19 protein-coding genes are annotated in these 19062 nt (G+C 67.1%); 14 read left to right on the top strand and 5 right to left on the bottom strand.

Going from position 1 to position 19062, the window contains the following annotated elements; translation table 11 throughout:
- Nucleotides 1-27: 27 nt before the first annotated feature.
- Nucleotides 28-1641: a hypothetical protein gene (locus ACQR0Z_RS29580; RefSeq protein WP_434920954.1), complete on the bottom strand. Its 1614-nt coding sequence runs from the start codon at nt 1639-1641 to the stop codon at nt 28-30.
- A 268-nt stretch (nt 1642-1909) separates the two neighbouring features.
- Between ACQR0Z_RS29580 and ACQR0Z_RS29575 the strand changes: the two genes are divergently transcribed.
- The 9 genes from ACQR0Z_RS29575 to ACQR0Z_RS29535 all read left to right on the top strand — a co-directional run bounded on the left by ACQR0Z_RS29575 (nt 1910) and on the right by ACQR0Z_RS29535 (nt 9937).
- Nucleotides 1910-3385: an amidase gene (locus ACQR0Z_RS29575; protein WP_434879016.1), complete on the top strand. Its 1476-nt coding sequence runs from the start codon at nt 1910-1912 to the stop codon at nt 3383-3385.
- Nucleotides 3386-3502: 117 nt separating this feature from the next.
- A complete protein-coding gene (locus ACQR0Z_RS29570; RefSeq protein WP_434879017.1) occupies nt 3503-4273 on the top strand; it encodes an SDR family NAD(P)-dependent oxidoreductase in 771 nt (256 codons plus the stop codon).
- 6 nt (nt 4274-4279) lie between these two features.
- The gene (locus ACQR0Z_RS29565; RefSeq protein ID WP_434861748.1) at nt 4280-4474 is read left to right on the top strand and encodes a DUF2256 domain-containing protein; all 195 of its coding nucleotides are present in this window, start codon (nt 4280-4282) and stop codon (nt 4472-4474) included.
- On the top strand, nt 4464-4916 hold the full coding sequence (locus ACQR0Z_RS29560) for a DUF3429 domain-containing protein (protein ID WP_434879018.1): 453 nt from the start codon (nt 4464-4466) through the stop codon (nt 4914-4916). The genes ACQR0Z_RS29565 and ACQR0Z_RS29560 overlap by 11 nt, the downstream gene beginning before the upstream one ends.
- A 64-nt stretch (nt 4917-4980) precedes the next feature.
- Complete coding sequence (locus ACQR0Z_RS29555) at nt 4981-5730, top strand: aspartate/glutamate racemase family protein (protein ID WP_434879019.1); 750 nt, start codon at nt 4981-4983, stop codon at nt 5728-5730.
- Nucleotides 5731-6082: 352 nt separating this feature from the next.
- Nucleotides 6083-7168: an ABC transporter ATP-binding protein gene (locus tag ACQR0Z_RS29550; RefSeq protein WP_434879020.1), complete on the top strand. Its 1086-nt coding sequence runs from the start codon at nt 6083-6085 to the stop codon at nt 7166-7168.
- 24 nt (nt 7169-7192) lie between these two features.
- On the top strand, nt 7193-8239 hold the full coding sequence (locus ACQR0Z_RS29545; RefSeq protein ID WP_434861752.1) for an ABC transporter substrate-binding protein: 1047 nt from the start codon (nt 7193-7195) through the stop codon (nt 8237-8239).
- Nucleotides 8240-8243: 4 nt separating this feature from the next.
- Nucleotides 8244-9125 (top strand): ABC transporter permease, encoded by an 882-nt coding sequence (locus ACQR0Z_RS29540; RefSeq protein WP_434920953.1) that lies wholly within the window; start codon nt 8244-8246, stop codon nt 9123-9125.
- Nucleotides 9122-9937, top strand: coding sequence for an ABC transporter permease (locus ACQR0Z_RS29535; protein WP_434861754.1), 816 nt, complete (start codon nt 9122-9124; stop codon nt 9935-9937). The genes ACQR0Z_RS29540 and ACQR0Z_RS29535 overlap by 4 nt, the downstream gene beginning before the upstream one ends.
- A gap of 194 nt (nt 9938-10131) precedes the next feature.
- Here the strand turns inward: ACQR0Z_RS29535 and ACQR0Z_RS29530 are convergent, their stop codons facing one another.
- Nucleotides 10132-10473, bottom strand: a complete 342-nt coding sequence (locus ACQR0Z_RS29530) for a hydroxyisourate hydrolase (protein ID WP_434921048.1) — start codon at nt 10471-10473, stop codon at nt 10132-10134.
- Between the two features lie 29 nt (nt 10474-10502).
- On the opposite strand from ACQR0Z_RS29530, the gene ACQR0Z_RS29525 reads away from it, so the two are divergent.
- Nucleotides 10503-11696, top strand: coding sequence for an MFS transporter (locus ACQR0Z_RS29525; protein WP_434920952.1), 1194 nt, complete (start codon nt 10503-10505; stop codon nt 11694-11696).
- Entirely contained in the window at nt 11683-13035 is a 1353-nt protein-coding gene (locus tag ACQR0Z_RS29520; protein WP_434920951.1) for an amidase, read from the top strand. Before ACQR0Z_RS29525 ends, ACQR0Z_RS29520 begins: the two co-directional genes overlap by 14 nt.
- 240 nt (nt 13036-13275) lie before the next feature.
- On the opposite strand, the gene puuE is transcribed toward ACQR0Z_RS29520, so the two are convergent.
- The 3 genes from puuE to ACQR0Z_RS29505 all read right to left on the bottom strand — a co-directional run bounded on the left by puuE (nt 13276) and on the right by ACQR0Z_RS29505 (nt 16046).
- Nucleotides 13276-14700: an allantoinase PuuE gene (gene puuE / locus ACQR0Z_RS29515; protein WP_434920950.1), complete on the bottom strand. Its 1425-nt coding sequence runs from the start codon at nt 14698-14700 to the stop codon at nt 13276-13278.
- 5 nt (nt 14701-14705) lie between these two features.
- Complete coding sequence (gene uraH / locus ACQR0Z_RS29510; RefSeq protein WP_434861758.1) at nt 14706-15062, bottom strand: hydroxyisourate hydrolase; 357 nt, start codon at nt 15060-15062, stop codon at nt 14706-14708.
- 90 nt (nt 15063-15152) lie between these two features.
- The gene (locus ACQR0Z_RS29505; RefSeq protein WP_434920949.1) at nt 15153-16046 is read right to left on the bottom strand and encodes a LysR family transcriptional regulator; all 894 of its coding nucleotides are present in this window, start codon (nt 16044-16046) and stop codon (nt 15153-15155) included.
- Between the two features lie 136 nt (nt 16047-16182).
- Between ACQR0Z_RS29505 and ACQR0Z_RS29500 the strand changes: the two genes are divergently transcribed.
- The 3 genes from ACQR0Z_RS29500 to ACQR0Z_RS29490 all read left to right on the top strand — a co-directional run bounded on the left by ACQR0Z_RS29500 (nt 16183) and on the right by ACQR0Z_RS29490 (nt 19057).
- Nucleotides 16183-17121 (top strand): ring-cleaving dioxygenase, encoded by a 939-nt coding sequence (locus ACQR0Z_RS29500; protein WP_434920948.1) that lies wholly within the window; start codon nt 16183-16185, stop codon nt 17119-17121.
- Nucleotides 17118-17750 carry an alpha/beta hydrolase gene (locus tag ACQR0Z_RS29495; protein WP_434920947.1) on the top strand — a complete coding sequence of 211 codons (633 nt, stop codon included), beginning with the start codon at nt 17118-17120 and terminating at the stop codon, nt 17748-17750. The genes ACQR0Z_RS29500 and ACQR0Z_RS29495 overlap by 4 nt, the downstream gene beginning before the upstream one ends.
- Before the next feature lie 104 nt (nt 17751-17854).
- Nucleotides 17855-19057, top strand: a complete 1203-nt coding sequence (locus tag ACQR0Z_RS29490) for an amidohydrolase family protein (protein ID WP_434920946.1) — start codon at nt 17855-17857, stop codon at nt 19055-19057.
- Nucleotides 19058-19062 lie beyond the last annotated feature (5 nt).

The raw sequence follows: 19062 nt of genomic DNA, 5'->3' as shown, positions 1-19062 counted from the left end.
CAGGGTCAACGCCGCCCGGCTCGGTGTTCAGGGCGCGAGGATCTCGAGGCTCACATCCGCCGGCAGCGTCGGCGCGAAGGCCGCGAGCGCGCGGCTCACCTCGGCCGCGTCGGCCGTGGGCGTGCGGTAGAATGAGACGTCGCCGACGGCCACGGTGACGAACGGGCTGTGCAGCACCGCGACTTTCGTCCAGCTCGCCGGCACGCCCCTGGTGAACCAGCGATCATAGATCATGACCAGGCCGACGCCGCGTTCGGCCGCAAGCGCGGCCATCTCGTCGGGGCCATAGCGGCCGGCGAGCTTGGCCTTGCGCACCGGCTCGGAGCCGAGCCCCCAGAGGTCGAGCACGTAGTTCGGATTGCGGTAGGCAACGAGGCCGAGATCGTTGACGGCCACGGGATGAGGATAGAACTCGTGGGCGAAGCGGCCCATCTGATATTGCTGCTGTGAGATGTTGCGCGAGGCCATCGGCGACACCCAGGCGGCGGACGCATAGGGCCAGGACGCGTAGCCCAATAGCAACAGGAGCGGCACCTTCAGCGCATGCGCGACACGAGGGTCGAGCCGCGGTTTCAGCTGGGCGATCAGCCAAAGCCAGGTCACGGCACCGAGCGCAATGACATAAACCTCGTAGCGGTGAAACCAGTCATACTGCCCGAACGCGACGTGGCCGCCGATGGCGGCAAGCACCGCGCCGGCCACGACCAGCGCGCGCCGGTCGGAGCGCAGCCACCACGCGGTGACCGCCACGGCCATGGCAAGCAGCAGCAGCCGCTGGCCGTAGGGATTGATCAGGCTGAGGATCAGATTGTCGACGATGGCGCCCAGCGCGCTGGTGTGCTCATAGGCCGCCTCGGCGATGCGCGCTTTCAAGAGCACCGAGCTCGGCAGCAGCGGCAGGCCGAGCGCGTGCATCCGCGCGCCGTAAGCGAGCAGCGCCACTGCGATCAGACCTGCGGCGAGCGCTGCGGCCCGGCGCTGCCGCAGCAGCACGAGGCCGGCGAGCGCCGCGCACGCCAGGGCCGCGCCCTCGAACCGGATCAGCGGAAGCAGCACCAGCGCGGCGATCTGCAGCCGGGACGGTGAACGTCCGCGCGCGGCCTCGACCAGCCCGGCGAACGTCGTCACCGTCGCCCAGACATGCAGGCTGTGCTCCAGCCCGGTCATCGGCAGCGCGACCGCGCTGACGATGAAGATCATCAGCAGCGCGATCACGTTCGTGAACCAGGCGCGCTCGCCGTCGAACAGGCCGGAGCTCTCCAGCAGGCGGACGATCGTGACGAGGGTGGCGGCGGCTGCGGCGGCGCCGATCAGCAGCGGTCCCCAGGGGCCGAGATGCAGCGCCTCGGTGAGCGCGATCAGATAGGGCCAGATGATGGACGAGCTCGGCGAGGAGACCTCGCCCGCATTGACGCCGTAGCCGCCGGCCAGGATCTGATCGGCAACCGCGAGATGGATGTAGCCGTCGTCCAGCGTGAACACGAGCCGGCCGCCGGCAAGATAGAGGCTGACGATGAGCTCGGCGGCGAACAGCACGCCCCAGACCGACAACGCCACGACAGTGCGATGCGACAAGGCCGGCCACGGGCGTGAGCCCGATCCGGTGCGCGCGTCCGCCGTTGCGAAGGTATCGATGGTCATGAAGAATCCGAAGCTCGTCGTCGCATGCCTCATTAGCTGCGAAAGCTTAAGTCCCGCTTTCCGGCACTGCGCGTCCGTACATCATTCGTTAACTCCTCGACGCGCCAGCGGTAGGCGATGCCGCATGAGCATCCCGTATTGGCGGCATGCAGTGCGTTTGATTGACTTGGGACCCCCGCCCACTAAGGTTCGCGCCGCCGGGAACAATCAACTGCGACGGATCAGGCCCTTGAGGGCCGATGATCGCGGCGCGAAGGATCGGATCAGAATGACTTTGGCGATGAGCTGGGACGAGTGGACCCGGCATGATGGCGTGGCGCTGGCGGAGCGTGTGCGGAAGGGCGAGCTGACGCCGGCCGAACTGGCGAAGCAGGCCGCGGAAGGCATCGCCAAGGTCGATCCGGCGCTGTCGGGCGTGGTCGAGGTGTTCGCCGACGCGGTCGACGATCCGATCAAGGCCGGCGCCAATGCTGACGGTCCGTTCGCGGGCCTGCCGTTCCTGATGAAGGATCTCGGGCCGACCATGGCCGGCCGGCTGCAGGAGCAGGGCTCGCTGTTCATGCGCGGCAACCGCCCGACCGCCGACACGCATCTCACCGCGAAGATGCGCAAGGCCGGCCTCAATCTGATGGGCCGCACCACGACGCCGGAATTCGGCGTCTGCAGTTCGGCAGAAAACCCCGCCGTCTACGTCACCCGCAATCCCTGGAATACCGACTACACGACATGCGGCTCCTCAGCCGGCAGCGCGGCGATGGTTGCCGCCGGCGTGGTACCGATCGCGCATGCCACCGATGGCGGCGGCTCGATCCGTATTCCCGCTGGCGTCAACGGCAATATCGGTCTGAAGGTCTCGCGCGGCGTGTTCTCGATCGCGCCGCATCTGTCGGATCTCACCGGCCTCGTCTCGATCCAGGGCTGCCAGTCGCGCAGCGTGCGCGACACCGCCGCCTTCGTCGATCATTGCCGCGGCGGCGCGCCGGGCGAGTTCATGCCGTATTGGACGACGCCGGAGCCGTACACCGAGCTGATCAAGCGCGATCCCGGCAAGCTCAAGATCGCGCTGTCGCACCAATGGGGCGACTACCGCGCCACGCCGCACATCGCGGCCGAGCTCGAGCGCGTCGGCAAGTTTCTCGAAGGCCTTGGCCATCACGTCGCCTATGCGCTGCCGGATGTCGACTATCGCGCGGCTTTCGCGGCGCAGACCACCTGCTACATCTCGAACTTCGCGATCGTCATCAACAACCTGCTCGCATCGCGCAAGCTCGACCGGCCGCCGGCCGAGCTGATCGAGCCGATCAACATCCGGATCTGGGAAGCCGGCAAGGGCACCAGCTTCGCCGAGCGCGCGGCGATGCAGGCGGTGTTCAACACCACCTCGCGCGCCTTCGGCGCGTTCTTCGAGGATTGGGACATCATCCTGACCCCGATCACGGCGCTGCCGACGCCGAAGATCGGCACCACGGAATATCTCACAATCAGCGACAATCCGTCCGTGCTCGACTGGTTCGAGAATCTCTGGCGCAACTTCGCCTTCACGCCGCTCGCCAATCTCTGCGGCATTCCGGCGATCTCGCTGCCGCTCGCGACCAATGAGCACGGCCTGCCGCTCGGCATCCAGGCGATCGGCAAGCAGGCCGATGACGGCCTGCTGCTGCAACTGGCGGCCCAGATCGAACGCGCGATCGGCGGCCAGTGGAACGCCGGCGCGACGCCGGCGGTGCACGTCACCAAGGGGTGATGGCGCGCCCCCATGTTTCCGGCCCGGCGATGATCCGACATCGCCGGTGAAACGTTGGTGACGGTGAGCGGCGCTGAGGCCAAGGCTCGGCGCCGCACGTGACCGGCGAGGATGGACGTGACCGATCAGTTGATCGCGACCGCGACACGTGACGGCGCTGCGGAGACCGAGGCGCGCCGGCACACGGTCCGGCTGGACTCGTTTCCGCGCGGCGGCGTCGCCGCGGTATTCGGCGCGAGCGGCGGCATCGGCGGAGCCCTCAGCGCGGCCCTGACCGAGAGCGGTCATTTCAACAGCGTGCTCGGCTTCAGCCGGGCCGGCGATCCCCGTTTCGACCTGACCGACGAGGCGAGCGTCGCACGCGCAGCCGAAGCGCTCGCGGCCGCCGGCGAACTCCGGCTCGTGATCATTGCGACGGGCATGCTGCACGACGGCGACGTGCTGCCGGAGAAGAGCTGGCGCGAGCTCGATGCCCAGCGCCTCGCCCGCGCCTTCGCCATCAATGCCATCGGTCCGGCGCTGCTGATGAAGCATCTGCTGCCTTGCCTGCCGCGCAGCGGCAAGGCGACGCTCGCGGCGCTGTCGGCGCGGGTCGGCTCGATCGGCGACAACCGGCTCGGTGGCTGGTACGGCTATCGCGCGTCCAAGGCGGCGCTGAACCAGCTGGTGCATTGCGCGTCCATTGAGCTGGCGCGCCGCGCGCCCGAGGCCGTCTGCATCGCGCTGCATCCCGGCACCGTGGCGACGCGGCTCTCGGCGCCGTTCGCCCCGGCCGCCGGCCTCGCCCCGGCCGAGGCCGCGCGGCATCTGCTCGGCGTGATCGACCGGCTCGCGGCAAAGGACTCAGGCAGCTTCCACGATTGGCGCGGCATGCCGGTGCCGTGGTGATGCGTCATGCCTAAGATGCGGCGCAAGGCCGACCTTCCGACCAAGATCTGCGCCTGCTGCGGCCGCCCCTTCGCGTGGCGGCGCAAATGGACTCGCGACTGGGACGAGGTGAAGTACTGCTCGGATCGCTGCCGGTCGGATCGTGGTCGAGTGGCTGCCGCTGCATCGACCGCGACCAGGGGACGCTCGCATGCTGTCTGACATTCCGGCACCAATGCGAAGCCTCGGCCTGGCCGGACTGATCCCGTTCGTCGGCCTCGCCATCATCGTCATCACCGGCGATGAGACGATCCGCGCTTCGGCCCTGCGCGCGCAGATCGGCTACGGCGCGGTCATCGTGAGCTTCCTGGGCGCGCTGCATTGGGGCGCAGCCGTGCAGACGCCGGCGCTGGCGAACTGGCCGCGCATGGCCTGGGGCGTGACGCCGTCATTGCTCGGCTGGGTCGCACTGCTGCTGCCGCCACTGCCGGCCCTGGTGCTGCTCACGGCTTCGCTGTTGGCAGCGCTGGTATTCGATGAGTTCAGCTTCAGCGCTGATGCGTCGCAGGCCTGGCTGCTGAAGCTGCGGCGGGTGTTGACGGCTGGCGCGACGTTATCGCTGCTCGCCTCGCTCATCACCATCCTGGTCAAGACGGCGCGCTAACAGCCGCCGTCCTGGACAATGCGGCGTTTCCCCTGGCAAGCTCGCGTAACTTTCGCGAGGCGCCATGAACATCCTGCTGCTCAATCCCAACATCCGCTCCGACATCACCGACCTCATGCTGCAGGTCGGCCGCGACGCCGCGGCGCCCGGCACCAGCTTGATCCCCTGCACCGCGCCGCGCGGCGTGCCCTATATCGCCACCCGCGCCGAGGCGCAGATCGGCGGTGCGGTGGCGCTGGAAATGCTGGCAGAACGCAACGGCACGTTCGATGCCGCGATCATCGCCGCGTTCGGCGATCCCGGCCTGTTCGCGGCGCGCGAACTGTTCGACGTGCCGGTGATCGGACTTGCGGAAGCGGCGATGCTGACGGCGTGCATGGCCGGGCGACGCTTCGCCATCGTCACCTTCGCGCAGGCGCTCGGGCCCTGGTACGAGGAGTGCGTGCGCATGCACGGGCTGATGGAGCGCTGCGCGGGCATCCGCATGCTCGATGGCAGCTTCAAGCAGATTTCGGACGTGCAGCACGAGAAGGAAGAGCTGCTGGTCGAGCTGGCGCTGCGCGCGGTCGAGGAGAACGACGCCGACGTGCTGATCTTCGCCGGCGCGCCGCTGTCGGGGCTTGCGGCCCGCGTTGCGCATCGCATCCCCGTGCCGGTGGTCGATCAGGTGATCGCGGCGGTGAAGCAGGCCGAGGCGCTGCTGGCGCTGAAGATGCGCAAGGCGACGGCCGGGACGTTCCGGCGGCCGGCGGCGAAGCCGACGACGGGATTACCGGAGGCGCTGGCTGCCCGGCTGGAGCATCGCGATTTGTAGTTCGGCGAATGACGAAGAGTCCCGTCTCTCTCCACACCGTCATTCCGGGGCGCGCGTCAGCGCGAGCCCGGAATCCATAACCACGACTGTCTGTGACGATACGAGATGTACCCACGAGCATCTCGCTCTCCAACAACTGCCTGTGGGTATGGATTCCGGGCTCGCCCCTCGGGCGCCCCGGAATGACACGGAGAGAGGCGGGCATGAGCTGACTGCGTGCACTTAGATCGAGCGTCGGACCTCGCCACACACTTCCATACCGCCCACCCGCTCGCTTGTACACAAATGGCACTCGCTGCCTCAAAAGGCGGCACGCTTCTTGCTTTTTCAACTCAGTTGAGCAGGAAGCCCAATGGCCAGCGTATCGGAAGCCAAGTCGCTCGTTCTCGATCGGATCACGCACCGCTTCGCCAGCGGCACGATGGCCGTCTCCGACATCAATCTCGATGTGAAAGGCGGCGAGATCATCGCCCTGCTCGGCCCGTCCGGCTGCGGCAAGACCACTCTGCTGCGCATCATCGCCGGCTTCATCGGCCAGAGCGAAGGGCGCGTGATCATCGGCAATGACGTGGTCGATGCGCTGCCGCCGAACCGACGCGCTGTCGGCATCGTGTTCCAGAACTACGCGCTGTTCCCGCATCTCTCGATCTCCGAGAATGTCGGCTACGGCCTCGCTGCGCGCGGCGTCGACAAGGCGACGCGCATCAAGGAAGCGCAGCGGCTGCTCGACATGGTGCAGCTTGGGCCGTTCGGCGAACGGCTGCCGCGGCAATTGTCCGGCGGCCAGCAGCAGCGCGTCGCGCTGGCGCGCGCGCTCGCGATCAAGCCGTCGATCCTGCTGCTCGACGAGCCGTTCGCCGCGCTCGACAAGAATCTGCGGCTGGACATGCAGATCGAGGTCAAGCGGCTGCAGCGCATGGCCGGAACCACGACCTTGATCGTGACGCACGACCAGGAGGAGGCGCTGTCGATGGCCGATCGTGTCGCCGTCCTCAGCCATGGTCATCTGGAGCAGTTCGGCACGCCCAGCGAGATTTACGACCAGCCGCAGACGCTGTTCGTGAATACCTTTGTCGGCACCGCGAACAAGATGAGGGGCACCGTGATCGCGACCGACGCGGGCAATGTCAAAGTCGCCCTGGAGGCGGGCGGCGAGATCATCGCGCGTGCGCCAAATCCGGTTCGTGCCTCAGACAAGGTCACTGTCTGCCTGCGTCCCGAGCACCTCGCCTTCGTCAGCGACGACTCCGGCTTTGCCGGCGAGATCGGCATGGCGCTGCCGCTCGGCGCCACCGTGGTTCACGAGATCAAGGCCAAGGACGGATCGAGCATCAAGATCTCGCAGGCCCGCACCGGCGGCACCCCGCTGCGCGAAGCAGGCACGCCAGTGCGCGTCGCGCCGCTCGCGCCGGGGCTCGCGACCGTGTTCCCGCAATAGACAACCAACATATCGGAGTGAAACATGATGCTTGATCGCCGCCGGCTCCTCACCAGCGCCTTGACGCTGGGGGCCATGCACGCCTTTCCGGGCCTTAGCCTCGCGCAGGCGCGGCCGCTGGTGTTTGCGACCTTTACCGGCAGCTGGGAGGAGGCGCACAAGGCGGTGCTGGTGCCCGCCTTCCGCAAGGCCAATGGCGATGCGCCCATCGTGCTCGACCCGATGCTGTCGGTCGACCAGATCGCCAAGGTCAATGCCGCGAAAGCCAATCCGCCGATCGACGTCATGCTGCACGATCCCGGTCCGGCGCTGGTCGCGATCGGCCAGGATCTCGTCGAGCCCTACCCGGCCGACAAGAGCGCCTATTTCAAGGACCTGATTCCGGAAGCGCAGGACGCGATGGGTCCGGCGCCATTCTTCCAGGTCGTCGGCCTCACCTACAATCCGGAGACGGTGAAGACGCCGCCGACGTCATGGGCCGATCTCTGGAAGCCGGAGTTCAAGGGCAAGGTCGGCATCACCAATCTCAACTCCACGCTCGGCACCGGCTGGCTGGTCGAGATCGCGCGCATGCGCGGCGGCTCGGAAGCCAATGTCGATGAGGGCTTCAAGGCGCTGGAAGAACTCAAGCCGAACCTCGCCGCCGTCGCCGCCAACCCCGGCGCGCTGGCAACCCTGTTCCAGCAGGGCCAGATCGACATCTCGCCCGGGAATTTCAATGCCATCCAGATCCTGAAAGCGCGCGGCGTGCCGGTCGAGTTCGTGGCGCCGAAGGAAGGCGCCATCGCCTTCAAGACCACGATCCATATCGTCAAGAACTCGCCGAACAAGGAGCTCGCCTTCAAGCTGATCGAGGCGGCGCTGTCGCCGGAGGTGCAGACGACCCTGATGAACCCGCCCTACCTGATCGTGCCGACCAACACCAAGGTCGCGATGTCCGGCGAGATCGCCAAGGTGCTGGCCAAGGACACCGCGGAGCTGAAGAAGAAGTTCGTGTTCCAGGACTGGAAGAAGATCAACGAGCAGCGCGCCTCCTGGATCGAGAAGTTCAACCGCGACATCAAGATCTGACGCGATGAAGAGCGCCACGACAGCACGGAGTACGGCGCCTGGAGACGTGACCAGCTTCAGCCTGGGGCTTGCACTGCCCTTAGGCCTGGTGTTCGCGATCTTCTTCGTGGCTCCGCTGGCGCAGCTGCTCTATCTCTCGCTCCACAACGACACCGCGGCGACGGTGTGGGGGCTCGGCCAGTACATCAAGTTCCTGACCGACCCTTTCAGCCTCGCCGTACTCGGCTCGACGCTTCTGCTCGGCGCCGAGGTGACGCTCGCCTGTCTCGTGCTCGGCTATCCCATCGCCTGGCTGTACCAGCGCTCCGGCAGCCGGGTGCAGACCCTGATCATCATGATCGTGCTGCTGCCGTTGCTCACAAGCGTCGTCGTCCGCACCTTCGCCTGGATCGTGATCCTCGGGCGGCAGGGCATCATCAACTCCGTGCTGCAATCGCTCGGCCTGATCGGCACGCCGCTGCGCATGATCTATACCCAAGGCGGACTGGTGGCGGCGCTGGCGCAGGTGCAGATGCCGCTGATGGTGCTGCCCTTGATCACCGCCATCAGCCGCATCGATCCCAACCTCTCCGACGCCTCGGCCTCGCTCGGCGCCGGCAGCTGGCGCACCTTCGTCAAGGTGATGCTGCCGCTGTCGATGCCCGGCATCATTGCCGGCTGCACGCTGACTTACGCCGCGGCGATCACCGCCTTCATCACGCAGTCGCTGGTCGGCGGCGGGCAGATGCTGTTCATGCCGATGTATCTGTATCAGCAGGCTTCGACCTTGCAGAACTGGCCGTTCGCAGCGGCGATCTCGATCATCTTCCTGTTCGCCGTGCTCGCCATCGTCGCGCTGTTCTCAACACTCGGCCGGCGCGCCCGCGGCTACGGAGATGCGCGATGAGCGGGCGGCAACGCAACTGGGAGGCGCTGAGCTTCCAGATCGTGATGACGGTGATCGCGGTGCTCGCGCTGATCCTGATCGTCTCGCCGTCGCTGGTCGTGGTCATCGTCTCGTTCACCTCAGGCTTCTCGCTGAAATTCCCGCCGCCGGGCTATTCGACGCGCTGGTACGTCGAATTGTGGAATGCCTGGCAGCTGCAATTCGCCGCGCGCAACAGCGTCGTCGTCGCGCTGTGGTCGACCGGGCTGTCGATCGTGCTCGGCGTCGCCGCAGCGCTGGCGATCTCTCGCTCGAAAACTTTGACGGCGAAGCTCCTGGACTCGCTGTTCATGTCGCCGCTGGTGCTGCCCGCCCTCGCCTTTGGATTAGCGGCGCTGATGTTCTTCTCGCTGATCGGCCTGCCGGTGTCGCTGCTCACACTGGTGATCGGTCACACCATCGTGTGCGTGCCCTATGTCGTGCGCAACACCGTGGCCGCGCTGGCGCAGCTCGAACCGACCTTGCTGGAGAGCTCAGCCATTCTCGGCGCCTCCCGGCTCTACACCTTCCGCCGCATCGTGCTGCCGCTGATCCGCCCCGGCATCATCTCTGGCGCGTTCATCGCCTTCATGTCGTCGTTCGACAACGTCCCGGTGTCGCTGTTCCTGCGCGACGCCGCCACCGACATGCTGCCGATCCGGATGTGGCAGGACCTCGAAGGCAAGCTCGACGTCACCATCGCCGCGCTGTCGAGCGTCCTGATCATCGCCACGGTGGCGCTGATGGCGATCATGGAGCGGACGACGGGGCTGTCAAAGCGGCTGACGGGCTAAGGCTGCTTGGCTCTCATCAGTGCCGGCTAGTGCCCGTCTCCATAGCGCCGTCATGGCCGGGCTTGTCCCGGCCATCCACGTCGATCGGCGACTGCGGACAGGCGTGGATGCCCGGGACAAGCCCGGGCATGACGAGCATCTCCTTGGTAGCGACCTCGTTCAATCAGCGTAGGACGGAGGGAGGCATATCGCCCTCAAGCCCCGCGGAAGATCGAGTATCCCCACGGCGTGAATTTCAGCGGCAGGTGAAAATGCTCGTCGACCTTGTCGATGGCGAAGCGAAACGGCACTGTGGTGAGGAATTTCGTTTGAGCGTTTGCCCCGAAGAACTCGCCGATATGGAACAGCACCTCATACTCGCCGGCGGTGACGCCGTCGCCCTTGACGATCGGCGCCTGCAAGGTGCCGTCGGCGCCGAGCGCTCCTTCGGCGAGCAGCGTGCGGTCCGGCGCCACGCGCCAGATCGCGACACCAAGGCCGAGCGCCGGGCGCCCGTTCGCCACATCGACTGCATGAACCGAGATACCGCCGGCCATATCGTGCTCCGCCATCAGGTTGTCGCCGCATGATAGACGCGAAACCCGAGGCGGCGCCAGCGCCGCCGCTGTGGCCTGCACTGGTCGCGATGACCGCGCTGCAGGCGCTGGTGTCGCTGGCGCTGTTCGCGCCGGGCACGGTGGCGCCGCGCGCAGGGATCAGCATCGAGGAATTGTCGCTGTTCTCGACCGCGGCGTTCGCGATCAGCCTGGTGTCCTCGTTCTGGGGCGGCACGCTGGTGCAGAAGATCGGCTCGCTGCGCGTCGCGGCGCTGTGCGCGGTCGTCGTCTGCGTCGGGATGTCGATGGCGACACTCGGCCAAGGCAGGGCCTTACTCGGCGCCGGCCTCGTGCTCGGATTAGCCGCCGGGCCGGAAACGCCGGCGAGTGCGGCCCTGCTCGGACGCCTCGTGCCGCCGGAGCAGCGCGCGATGGTGTTCTCGATCCGGCAGACCGGCAGCCAGATCGGCGCGGTCGTCGGCTCGCTGCTGCTGCCGCCGCTCGCGGTTGGGCTGGCGCCGAGTTCCGCCTATGCCGCGGTGATCATCTGCGCCGTGATTGGCTTCATCAGTTTCGAGCGGCTGCGGCCGGCCTACGCGGTCAAGCTGCCGCCGATGCCGTATCTCGGCCTGCGGCAGCGGCTGCAACTCGTCAGTTCCGACCGGCGCATGGCCGCGCTCGCGGTCGCCTCGATCCCATTCAGCGGCATGCAGGTGATCCTCAACACCTGTTACATCTCCTTCGGCACCTCGGAGCTCGCACTCTCTCATGTCGAGGCCGGCTGGCTGCTGGCCTCGGCGCAAGGCGCGGGCCTGATCGGACGGCTCGGATGGGGCGCGGTCGCGACGCGGCTGCGCTCGGCGCGCGCCGTGCTGGTGATGGCGGGCGCGGGCATGGCGGTGTGCGCGCTGCTGCTCGGCCTGTGGGGACCGTTGCTGAGCGGATCGATCCTGGTGCTGCTCACCTTCGTGTTCGGACTGACGGCCAGCGGTTGGAATGGCGTGTTCATCGCCGAGATCGCCAATCTCGCAAAGCCCGGGCGCGTGGCGGAGGCCACCGGCGCGGTGCTCACCACGTCGTTTCTTGGCCTGGTCGCGGCGCCGCTGCTGGTGGCGGTGCTGACGCCGCGCATCGGCCTCGGCGGCAGCTTCGTCATTCTGGGACTGACCGCGGCCGCAGGCGCCGCCGTGCTGCTGATGGAGCGATCCCATGCGCGCAACTGAGATCGCAAGCGCCGTGACGGCGCGGCAGACGACGGCGATGGAGATGGCCGAGCAGGCGCTGGCGCGTATCGCCGCGAGTAACCTCAACGCTGTCGTGACGACTGATCCGGAGCGAACGCGCGCGGACGCCGAAGCTGTCGACCGCCGTGTGGCATCCGGCGAGACGTTGCCGTTCGCCGGCGTGCCGGTCGTGGTCAAGGACAACATCTGGGCCGCGGGCTGGCGCATCACGCAGGGCTCACGACTGTTCGCTGACTTCGTTGCGCCCGAGGATGCGATCGCGATCGCGCGGCTGCGACGTGCCGGGGCCGTGATCGTCGGGATCGGCGCGACATCGGAGTTCGCCTGCAAGGGCGTGACGACGTCCCTGCTGTATGGACCAACGCGCCACCCGCTCGATCCACGGCTTACGCCCGGCGGCTCGTCGGGCGGACCGGCGACGGCCGTTGCCGCGGGGCTCGTGCCGCTCGCGATCGGCACCGATGCCGGGGGCTCGAGCCGGAGACCACCGGCGCATGTCGGCGTGGTCGGCTTCAAGCCGTCTTATGGCGCGATCCCGTATGGGCCGGGATTTGCCGAGCCGTTCTGGCGCATCTCGGTGATCGCACCGATCGCGGCCGATGTCGCCGATGCAAGGCTCGCGTTCGAAGTCATGGCGGGGGCCGATCCACGCGACCCGGACTCGCTTAATTTGCCATCGACCGCTGCACGGACACCGTTCCGGCTGGCGTTCTCACCGCGCCTTGGGCTCGACGTCGCTGTCGACGACGAGGTGAGGGCCGGCTTGCAGCAGGCGGTCGATCGGCTCCGGGCCAGCGGCTTGGCGATCGAGGACAAGGATCCGATCTGGCCGGCGGACCTCGCGGAGGACGCGGTGATGCCGCTGCAGCACGCCGGGCTGGCTGCGCTCTATGGCGAAGCGTTCCGCAGCGATCCCGCGCAATTCGATCCCGACATCGCCAAGCAGATCGAGCGCGGCCTTGACCTGAGCGGCGTCGAGGTTGGCCGCGCGCTGGAGGCGAGCACGCAAATTGCGCGCGCTTTCGCGGCGTTCTTCACAGACGTCGATGTACTGCTCGCGCCGACGGTGCCGTGTGTCGCCTGGCAGTTCACGCAGCTCGGCCCGTCCGAGATCGGCGGCAAGCCTGCGAGCCCGCGGGCGCATGCGGTGTTCACGCCGTTCGCCAACCATGCGGGCGTGCCGGCGATCTCGATCCCTTGCGGTGTTAACTCACAGGGCTTGCCCTTCGGGCTGCAATTGATCGCCGCGCGCGGACATGATCGCATGCTGCTCGATGTGGCTGTAAACACCGAACGCGTGTTAACTGGTCCGATTTAGGCAATCCATCGCACCACGCGGCGCTCACCTCGCCCCGCCAGGGCGAAGCGAAGCTTCGCTAAGGCGGGGAGAGGTCGGATTGCATCGAAGATGCAATCCGGGTGAGGGGGGCTCTCGGCGGAGTCGGTGGGTGTGGTTGCCCCTCACCCCAACCCTCTCCCCGTAAGAACGGGGAGAGGGGGCGCGCCGTCTGTGAAGAACGAGACTGGGTCCAACTCACAAGTGGTTACTCGTCCGCCCTCACCCCTGCTCGAACTTCTTCGCCAGCCTCGCCCGCGTGATGTGGCCGATCTGGTCGATGGCGTTGGCGATCTCAGTATCCATGTCGTTGCCGATGCGGCGCTCCATCTCGGCGATGACAGAGGCGCGGTCGGCATGCAGCGCCAGCGCCACGATCAGCGGCATGCCGAACTTGTCGCGGTAGCGGCGGTTGATGTCGGCGACACGCTCGAACTCGGCGCGCGTCAGCGCGGTGAAGCCGAGCCGGCCCTGCTCGCCGATCGAGTCGGTCGTCATCTCGCCTGCCAGCGCCTCGCGGCCGGCGAGCTCGGGATGGGCGCGGATCAGCCTCAGCTTCTCGTCGCGGCTCATCGCGCGGACCACGTTCATGAGTGTCGTATGCAGCGCATCCGCGGAGTCGTCGAACGCCGACAATCCCGCGCGGTAGGCGCGGTCGGCAATGTCAGGCGAATGCTCGAAGATGTCGCCATAGCGCTCGACGAATAGCACGCGCGACATCTGCGACGGCCGCCACACGCCCGTCGGCGGATGCGTCCGGATCCAGTGCCGGGCGATGTCGAGCCGGGTCGCGACCCAGACTTTCTCGTGGCCCATAATGTAGTCGAGAAACCGCGCCAGCGCCGCGGCGCGGCCGGGACGGCCGACGAGACGGCAATGCAGGCCCACTGACATCATCTTCGGACTCTCGACGCCTTCGGCATAGAGCGTGTCGAAGCTGTCCTTGAGATAGGCGAAGAACTGATCGCCGGCATTGAAGCCCTGCGGCGTCGCAAAGCGCATGTCGTTGGCGTCGAGTGTATAGGGTACGATCAGCTGCGGGCCGTACGGCCCCTGGATCCAGTAGGGCAGCTCATCGGCATAGGAATCGGCGCTGTAGATGAAGCCTTGCTCTTCCAAGACGATGTCGAGCGTGTGCTCCGATGTCCGGCCCTGGTAGAAGCCGAGCGGCCGCTCGCCGGTGAGTTCGGTGTGCAGCCGGATCGCCTGCTCGATATGGGCGCGCTCATCGGCTTTCGAAAAATCACGATAGTCGATCCATTTCAGGCCGTGCGACGCGATCTCCCAATTCGCCTCCTTCATCGCCGCCACGGCCTCCGGATTGCGCGCCATCGCTGTCGCGATCGCGAACACCGTCACCGGCAGCTTGCGCGCGGTGAACATCCGCCACAGCCGCCAGAAGCCGGCGCGCGAGCCGAACTCGTAGATCGACTCCATGTTCATGTGGCGCTGGCCCGGCCAGGGCGCCGCGCCGACGATCTCGGACAGGAACGCCTCGGAGGCGGCGTCGCCGTGCAGGATGTTGTTCTCGCCGCCCTCCTCGTAGTTGATCACGAACTGCACGGCGATGCGGGCATCGCCCGGCCAGCGCGGATGCGGCGGCGTGCGGCCATAGCCGACCATGTCGCGCGGATATTCGGCACTCATTCGTTTCAGCTCCCGCGATAGGTCTGGTAGCTCCAGGGCGTCGCAAGCAGCGGCACATGGTAGTGCGCGGCGGCGTCTGCGACCGTGAAGCGGAGCGGGATCAGGTCGAGGAACGGCGGCTCGCCGGACGCAAGGCCATGGGCCTTGAAATAGTCGCCCATGTGAAAAGTCAACAGATAGGTGCCGGCGCCGAACTCGTCACCCGCCAGCACCGGTTCATCGGTGCGCCCGTCGGCATTGGTGCGGACCTGCTTGATCCGGCGCCATGCGCCACCGGGCCCGAGAACATCGAGATCGATCGCGACATCGGCGGCGGGCTTGCCCCTCACCGTGTCCAGGATATGCGTGCTGAGACGGCCCATCCGTGCTCCCCTGCTGCTGTGGCCCAAGCCTAGCAGCGGCCGGTTAAAGCTTCGAGGCGTTTTGCCGGTCACCACCAGCCCAATGCGTGGTCATGCCTCGCTCCGGCCGAAGCGCTCGACGAGGAAGTCGATGAACAGCCGCACCTTGACGGAGAGATGCCGCGTCGGCGGATAGATCGCATAGAGCGCCAATGGCGGCGCCGTATAGTCGGACAGGATCGCGGTCAGCGCGCCGCTGGCCAGCGCCTCCGCGGCGATGAAATGCGGGATCAGCGCAATCCCCTGCCCTGTCACCGCGACGTCGCGCAATACCTCGGCATTGTTAACGCACAGACTCCAGGCCGGCTGGATCCAGTGATCGCCGTCGCGGCCGGTGAGCTTCCATTGGTTGCCGGTCAGCAGGAAGCCATAGGTCAGCGAATGATGCCGGCGCAGATCCTCGGGACTCTCGGGCGTGCCGTGCCGAGCAAGATAGGCGGGCGCGGCGCAGATCACCCGGTCCACCGGCATGATCCGCCGCGCCACCAGGCTCGACGATTCCAGCTCGGCAATGCGCAACGTGACGTCGAAGCCGTCCTGAACGGGATCGAGCAGGTCGTCGCTCAGCACGATCTGCAACTGTAATTCGGGATAGCGGACCATGAAATCGGCCACGACAGGCCCGAGCCGCATCGTGCCGAACGACATCGGCGCATTGACGCGCAGCAGCCCGCGCGGTGCCGCCTGCAACTGGCTCACGGCCTGATCGGCCGCGTCGAGCTCGGCCAGAATGGAAACCGCACGTTCGAAATACCTCTGGCCAGTCTCGGTCGGGCTGGCATGGCGTGTGGTGCGGACGATCAGCTGCACGCCGAGGCTCTGCTCGAGCTCGCCGATATATTTCGAGATCGCCGAGCGCGACAGCCGCAACTGCCGGCCAGCCTCGGCGAAACTGCCGCTCTCAACCACCTTCACGAACGCTCTGAGGCTGCCGAGCTTGTCCATCGTCTCCAGGCCAGGATTGTCGCCAAATCGTAGACAGAGACGTCACAAGAGCACGGATTGTCTCCAAATCAAAGCCGACCAATATGGCGTCCAAGAATTCAACGGCCCTGACGGGGCCCATCAATAGGAGACCCACATGCCCGGACTGCACCACGTGACCGCGATCGCTGGCGACCCGATCCGCAATTTCGGCTTCTACACCCGCGACCTCGGCCTGCGCTTCGTCAAGAAGACCGTCAATTTCGACGATCCCGGCACCTATCATTTCTATTATGGCGACGAGACCGGCCGCCCCGGCACCATCCTGACCTTTTTCCCCTGGGCCGGTGTGCGGCCCGGCCGTCGCGGCGTCGGTGAGACGCACCAGACCGCGTTCCGGGTGCCGCAGCGCTCCCTCGGCTACTGGACGCAGCGCCTGACCGAAAAGGGCATCGCCTATGAGGCGCTGGAGAAGCGCTTCGGCGAATCCGTGCTGCCGTTCACCGATCCCGACGGCATGGCCCTGGCGCTGGTCGGCGTCCCCGGCGCCGAGAACGAGCCCGGCTACAGCAATGGCGACATTCCCGCTGAGCATGCGATCCGCGGCTTCCACGGCGTGACCTTGCTGCTCGACTCCGCCGAGAAGACCGCGGCCGTGCTCACCGACGTGTTCGGCTTCGCGGAAGCCGGTCGCGAGGGCTCGGTGATCCGCTTCAAAGCGCCTGGCGATGCGCAAGGCAGCGTCGTCGACATCTACGAGGCCAAGGGGTTTCTGCGCGGTGCCCAGGGCGCAGGCTCCGTGCACCACATCGCGTTCCGCGCGGCCGATGATGCCGAGCAGGGCGTGATGGCCGAGAGGCTGGTCGACCGCCACGGCCTGCATCCGACCGAGCAGAAGGACCGCAACTACTTCCGCTCAATCTACTTCCGCGAACCCGGCGGCGTGCTGTTCGAGATCGCGACCGACATCCCGGGCTTCGCGGTCGACGAGCCGGTCGCCGAGCTCGGACGAAACCTGAAGCTGCCCGCCTTCCTCGAGACGCACCGCAAGCAGATCGAGGGCGTGCTGCCCAACCTCGAAGAGGCCGCGTCATGACCCAGGCATTGTCCTTCACTCACCGCTTCCAGCCCGGAAGCAATGCAGGAGCAGCACCATTGCTGCTCCTGCACGGCACCGGCGGCGACGAGAACGATCTCTTAGCCCTCGGCGCCACCCTCTCGCCCGGCGCGGCGCTGCTGTCGCCGCGCGGGCAGGTGCTCGAGCACGGCATGCCGCGCTTCTTCCGCCGCCTGGCGGAAGGCGTGTTCGACGAGGACGACGTGCGCCGGCGCGCGCTGGAGCTCGGCGCCTTCATCGGCGAAGCTCGCGAGCGTTACGGCATCGGCGCGCCACTCGCCGTCGGCTACTCCAACGGCGCGAACATTGCCGCCGCGCTGCTCCTGTTGCAGCCGGAGGCGCTGGCCGGCGCCGTGCTGTTCCGCGCGATGGTGCCGCTGGCGCAGCCGCCGGCGGCAAAGCTCGCCCGCACGCCGGTGCTGATTCTGTCGGGAAAGGCCGATCCGATCGTGCCGGCCAGCAACTCGGCCAAGCTCTGCACTCAGTTGATCGAAGCCGGTGCCGACGTGACCCATACGATCCTGCCGGCGGGGCATCAGCTCTCGCAGGCGGACGTCGTGCTGGCGCGAGACTGGATCGCGGGACTGCCGCAGGCAAAGGCGGCATGACGCTCATCCGCGCTTGCGGCCCGCGTGCATCCTGATCGAGAATGCCGTCATCAGCATCGGACCGCCCCCGCGGCCCGATGCTGGATTGAATGGAGGATCTCGGCATGGCCTTCGACAAGCTGTTCATCAACGCGCGGCTCGACCGCGGCGCACGCCATGCGATCGCGGTCGATCAAGGCCGCATCAGCGGCTTGCTCGCGGAGACCGAGCGGCCGCAGGCGCGCGAGGTGATCGATCTCGGCGGCGCGCTGGTCGTTCCCGGCTTCGTTGAGGGCCACATCCATCTCGACACCAGCTTCTATGGCGATGCCTGGAAGCCGCACAAGCCGTGCACCAACGGCTTCGACGTGCATGAGCGGGTGACGTTCCAGGCGCAGAACATGGCCGCCGCCGCGGCGATGGACGTACGCGCACGCAACCAGCTCGATCTCTGCATCGGCCACGGCTCCACGCGGATGCGCAGCCATGTCATGGTGGACGGCTCGGTCGGTCTCAAGTCGCTCGAGACCATCCTGCGCGTGCGCGAGGAGTATCGCGACCTGATCGAGATCCAGCTCGTCGCCTTCCCCCAGAGCGGCATCATCAAGAGCCCGGGTACGCCGGAGCTGCTCGACGAGGCGATCAGGCTCGGCGCGAACGTCGTCGGCGGGCTCGATCCGGCGAGCTTCGATCGCGACGTCGAGAAGCATCTCGACGTCGTGTTCGGCGTGGCGCAGAAGCACGGCGTCGATGTCGACATTCACCTTCATGATCCAGGCATGCTCGGCCTGTTCGAACTGGAGCAGATCGCGGCGCGCGCCCGCGCACTCGGCATGCAGGGACATGTCGCGGTCAGCCATGCCTATGGGCTCGGCGACATCACGGCGGAACCACTGAAAAAGATTGCCGAGGTGCTGGCCACATCGGGCGTTGCCATCATGACCAATGCGCCGGGGGCGCGGCCCTTCCCGCCAGTGGCGCTGCTGCGCGCGGCCGGCGTCACCGTGTTCAGCGGCAACGACAACATCCGCGATAGCTGGTGGCCCTATGGCGACGGCGATCTGTTGAACCGCGCCATGATGGTCGGCTATCGCTCCGGCTTCTATGTCGACGACGAGCTGCGGGTCGCCTTCGATCTCGTCACCGCGGCCGGCGCCAAGGCCCTGCGGCTGGCGGACTACGGCCTGCAGGTCGGCGCGCGCGCCGACTTCGTGACCTTGCAGGCGGAGCACGTCCCGGAAGCGGTCGTTGCCGTTCCCAAGGGGCGCTCCGTATACAAGAGCGGCCGCCTCGTCGCGCGCGACGGCCGTGTCGTCAGGCCGAGCTAGACCGG

The organism is Bradyrhizobium sp. HKCCYLS3077 (assembly GCF_051167555.1).
Lineage (GTDB): Bacteria > Pseudomonadota > Alphaproteobacteria > Rhizobiales > Xanthobacteraceae > Bradyrhizobium.
The sequence above is the reverse complement of the archived record's forward strand: the minus strand, read 5'-3'. Positions and strand labels throughout refer to the sequence as shown.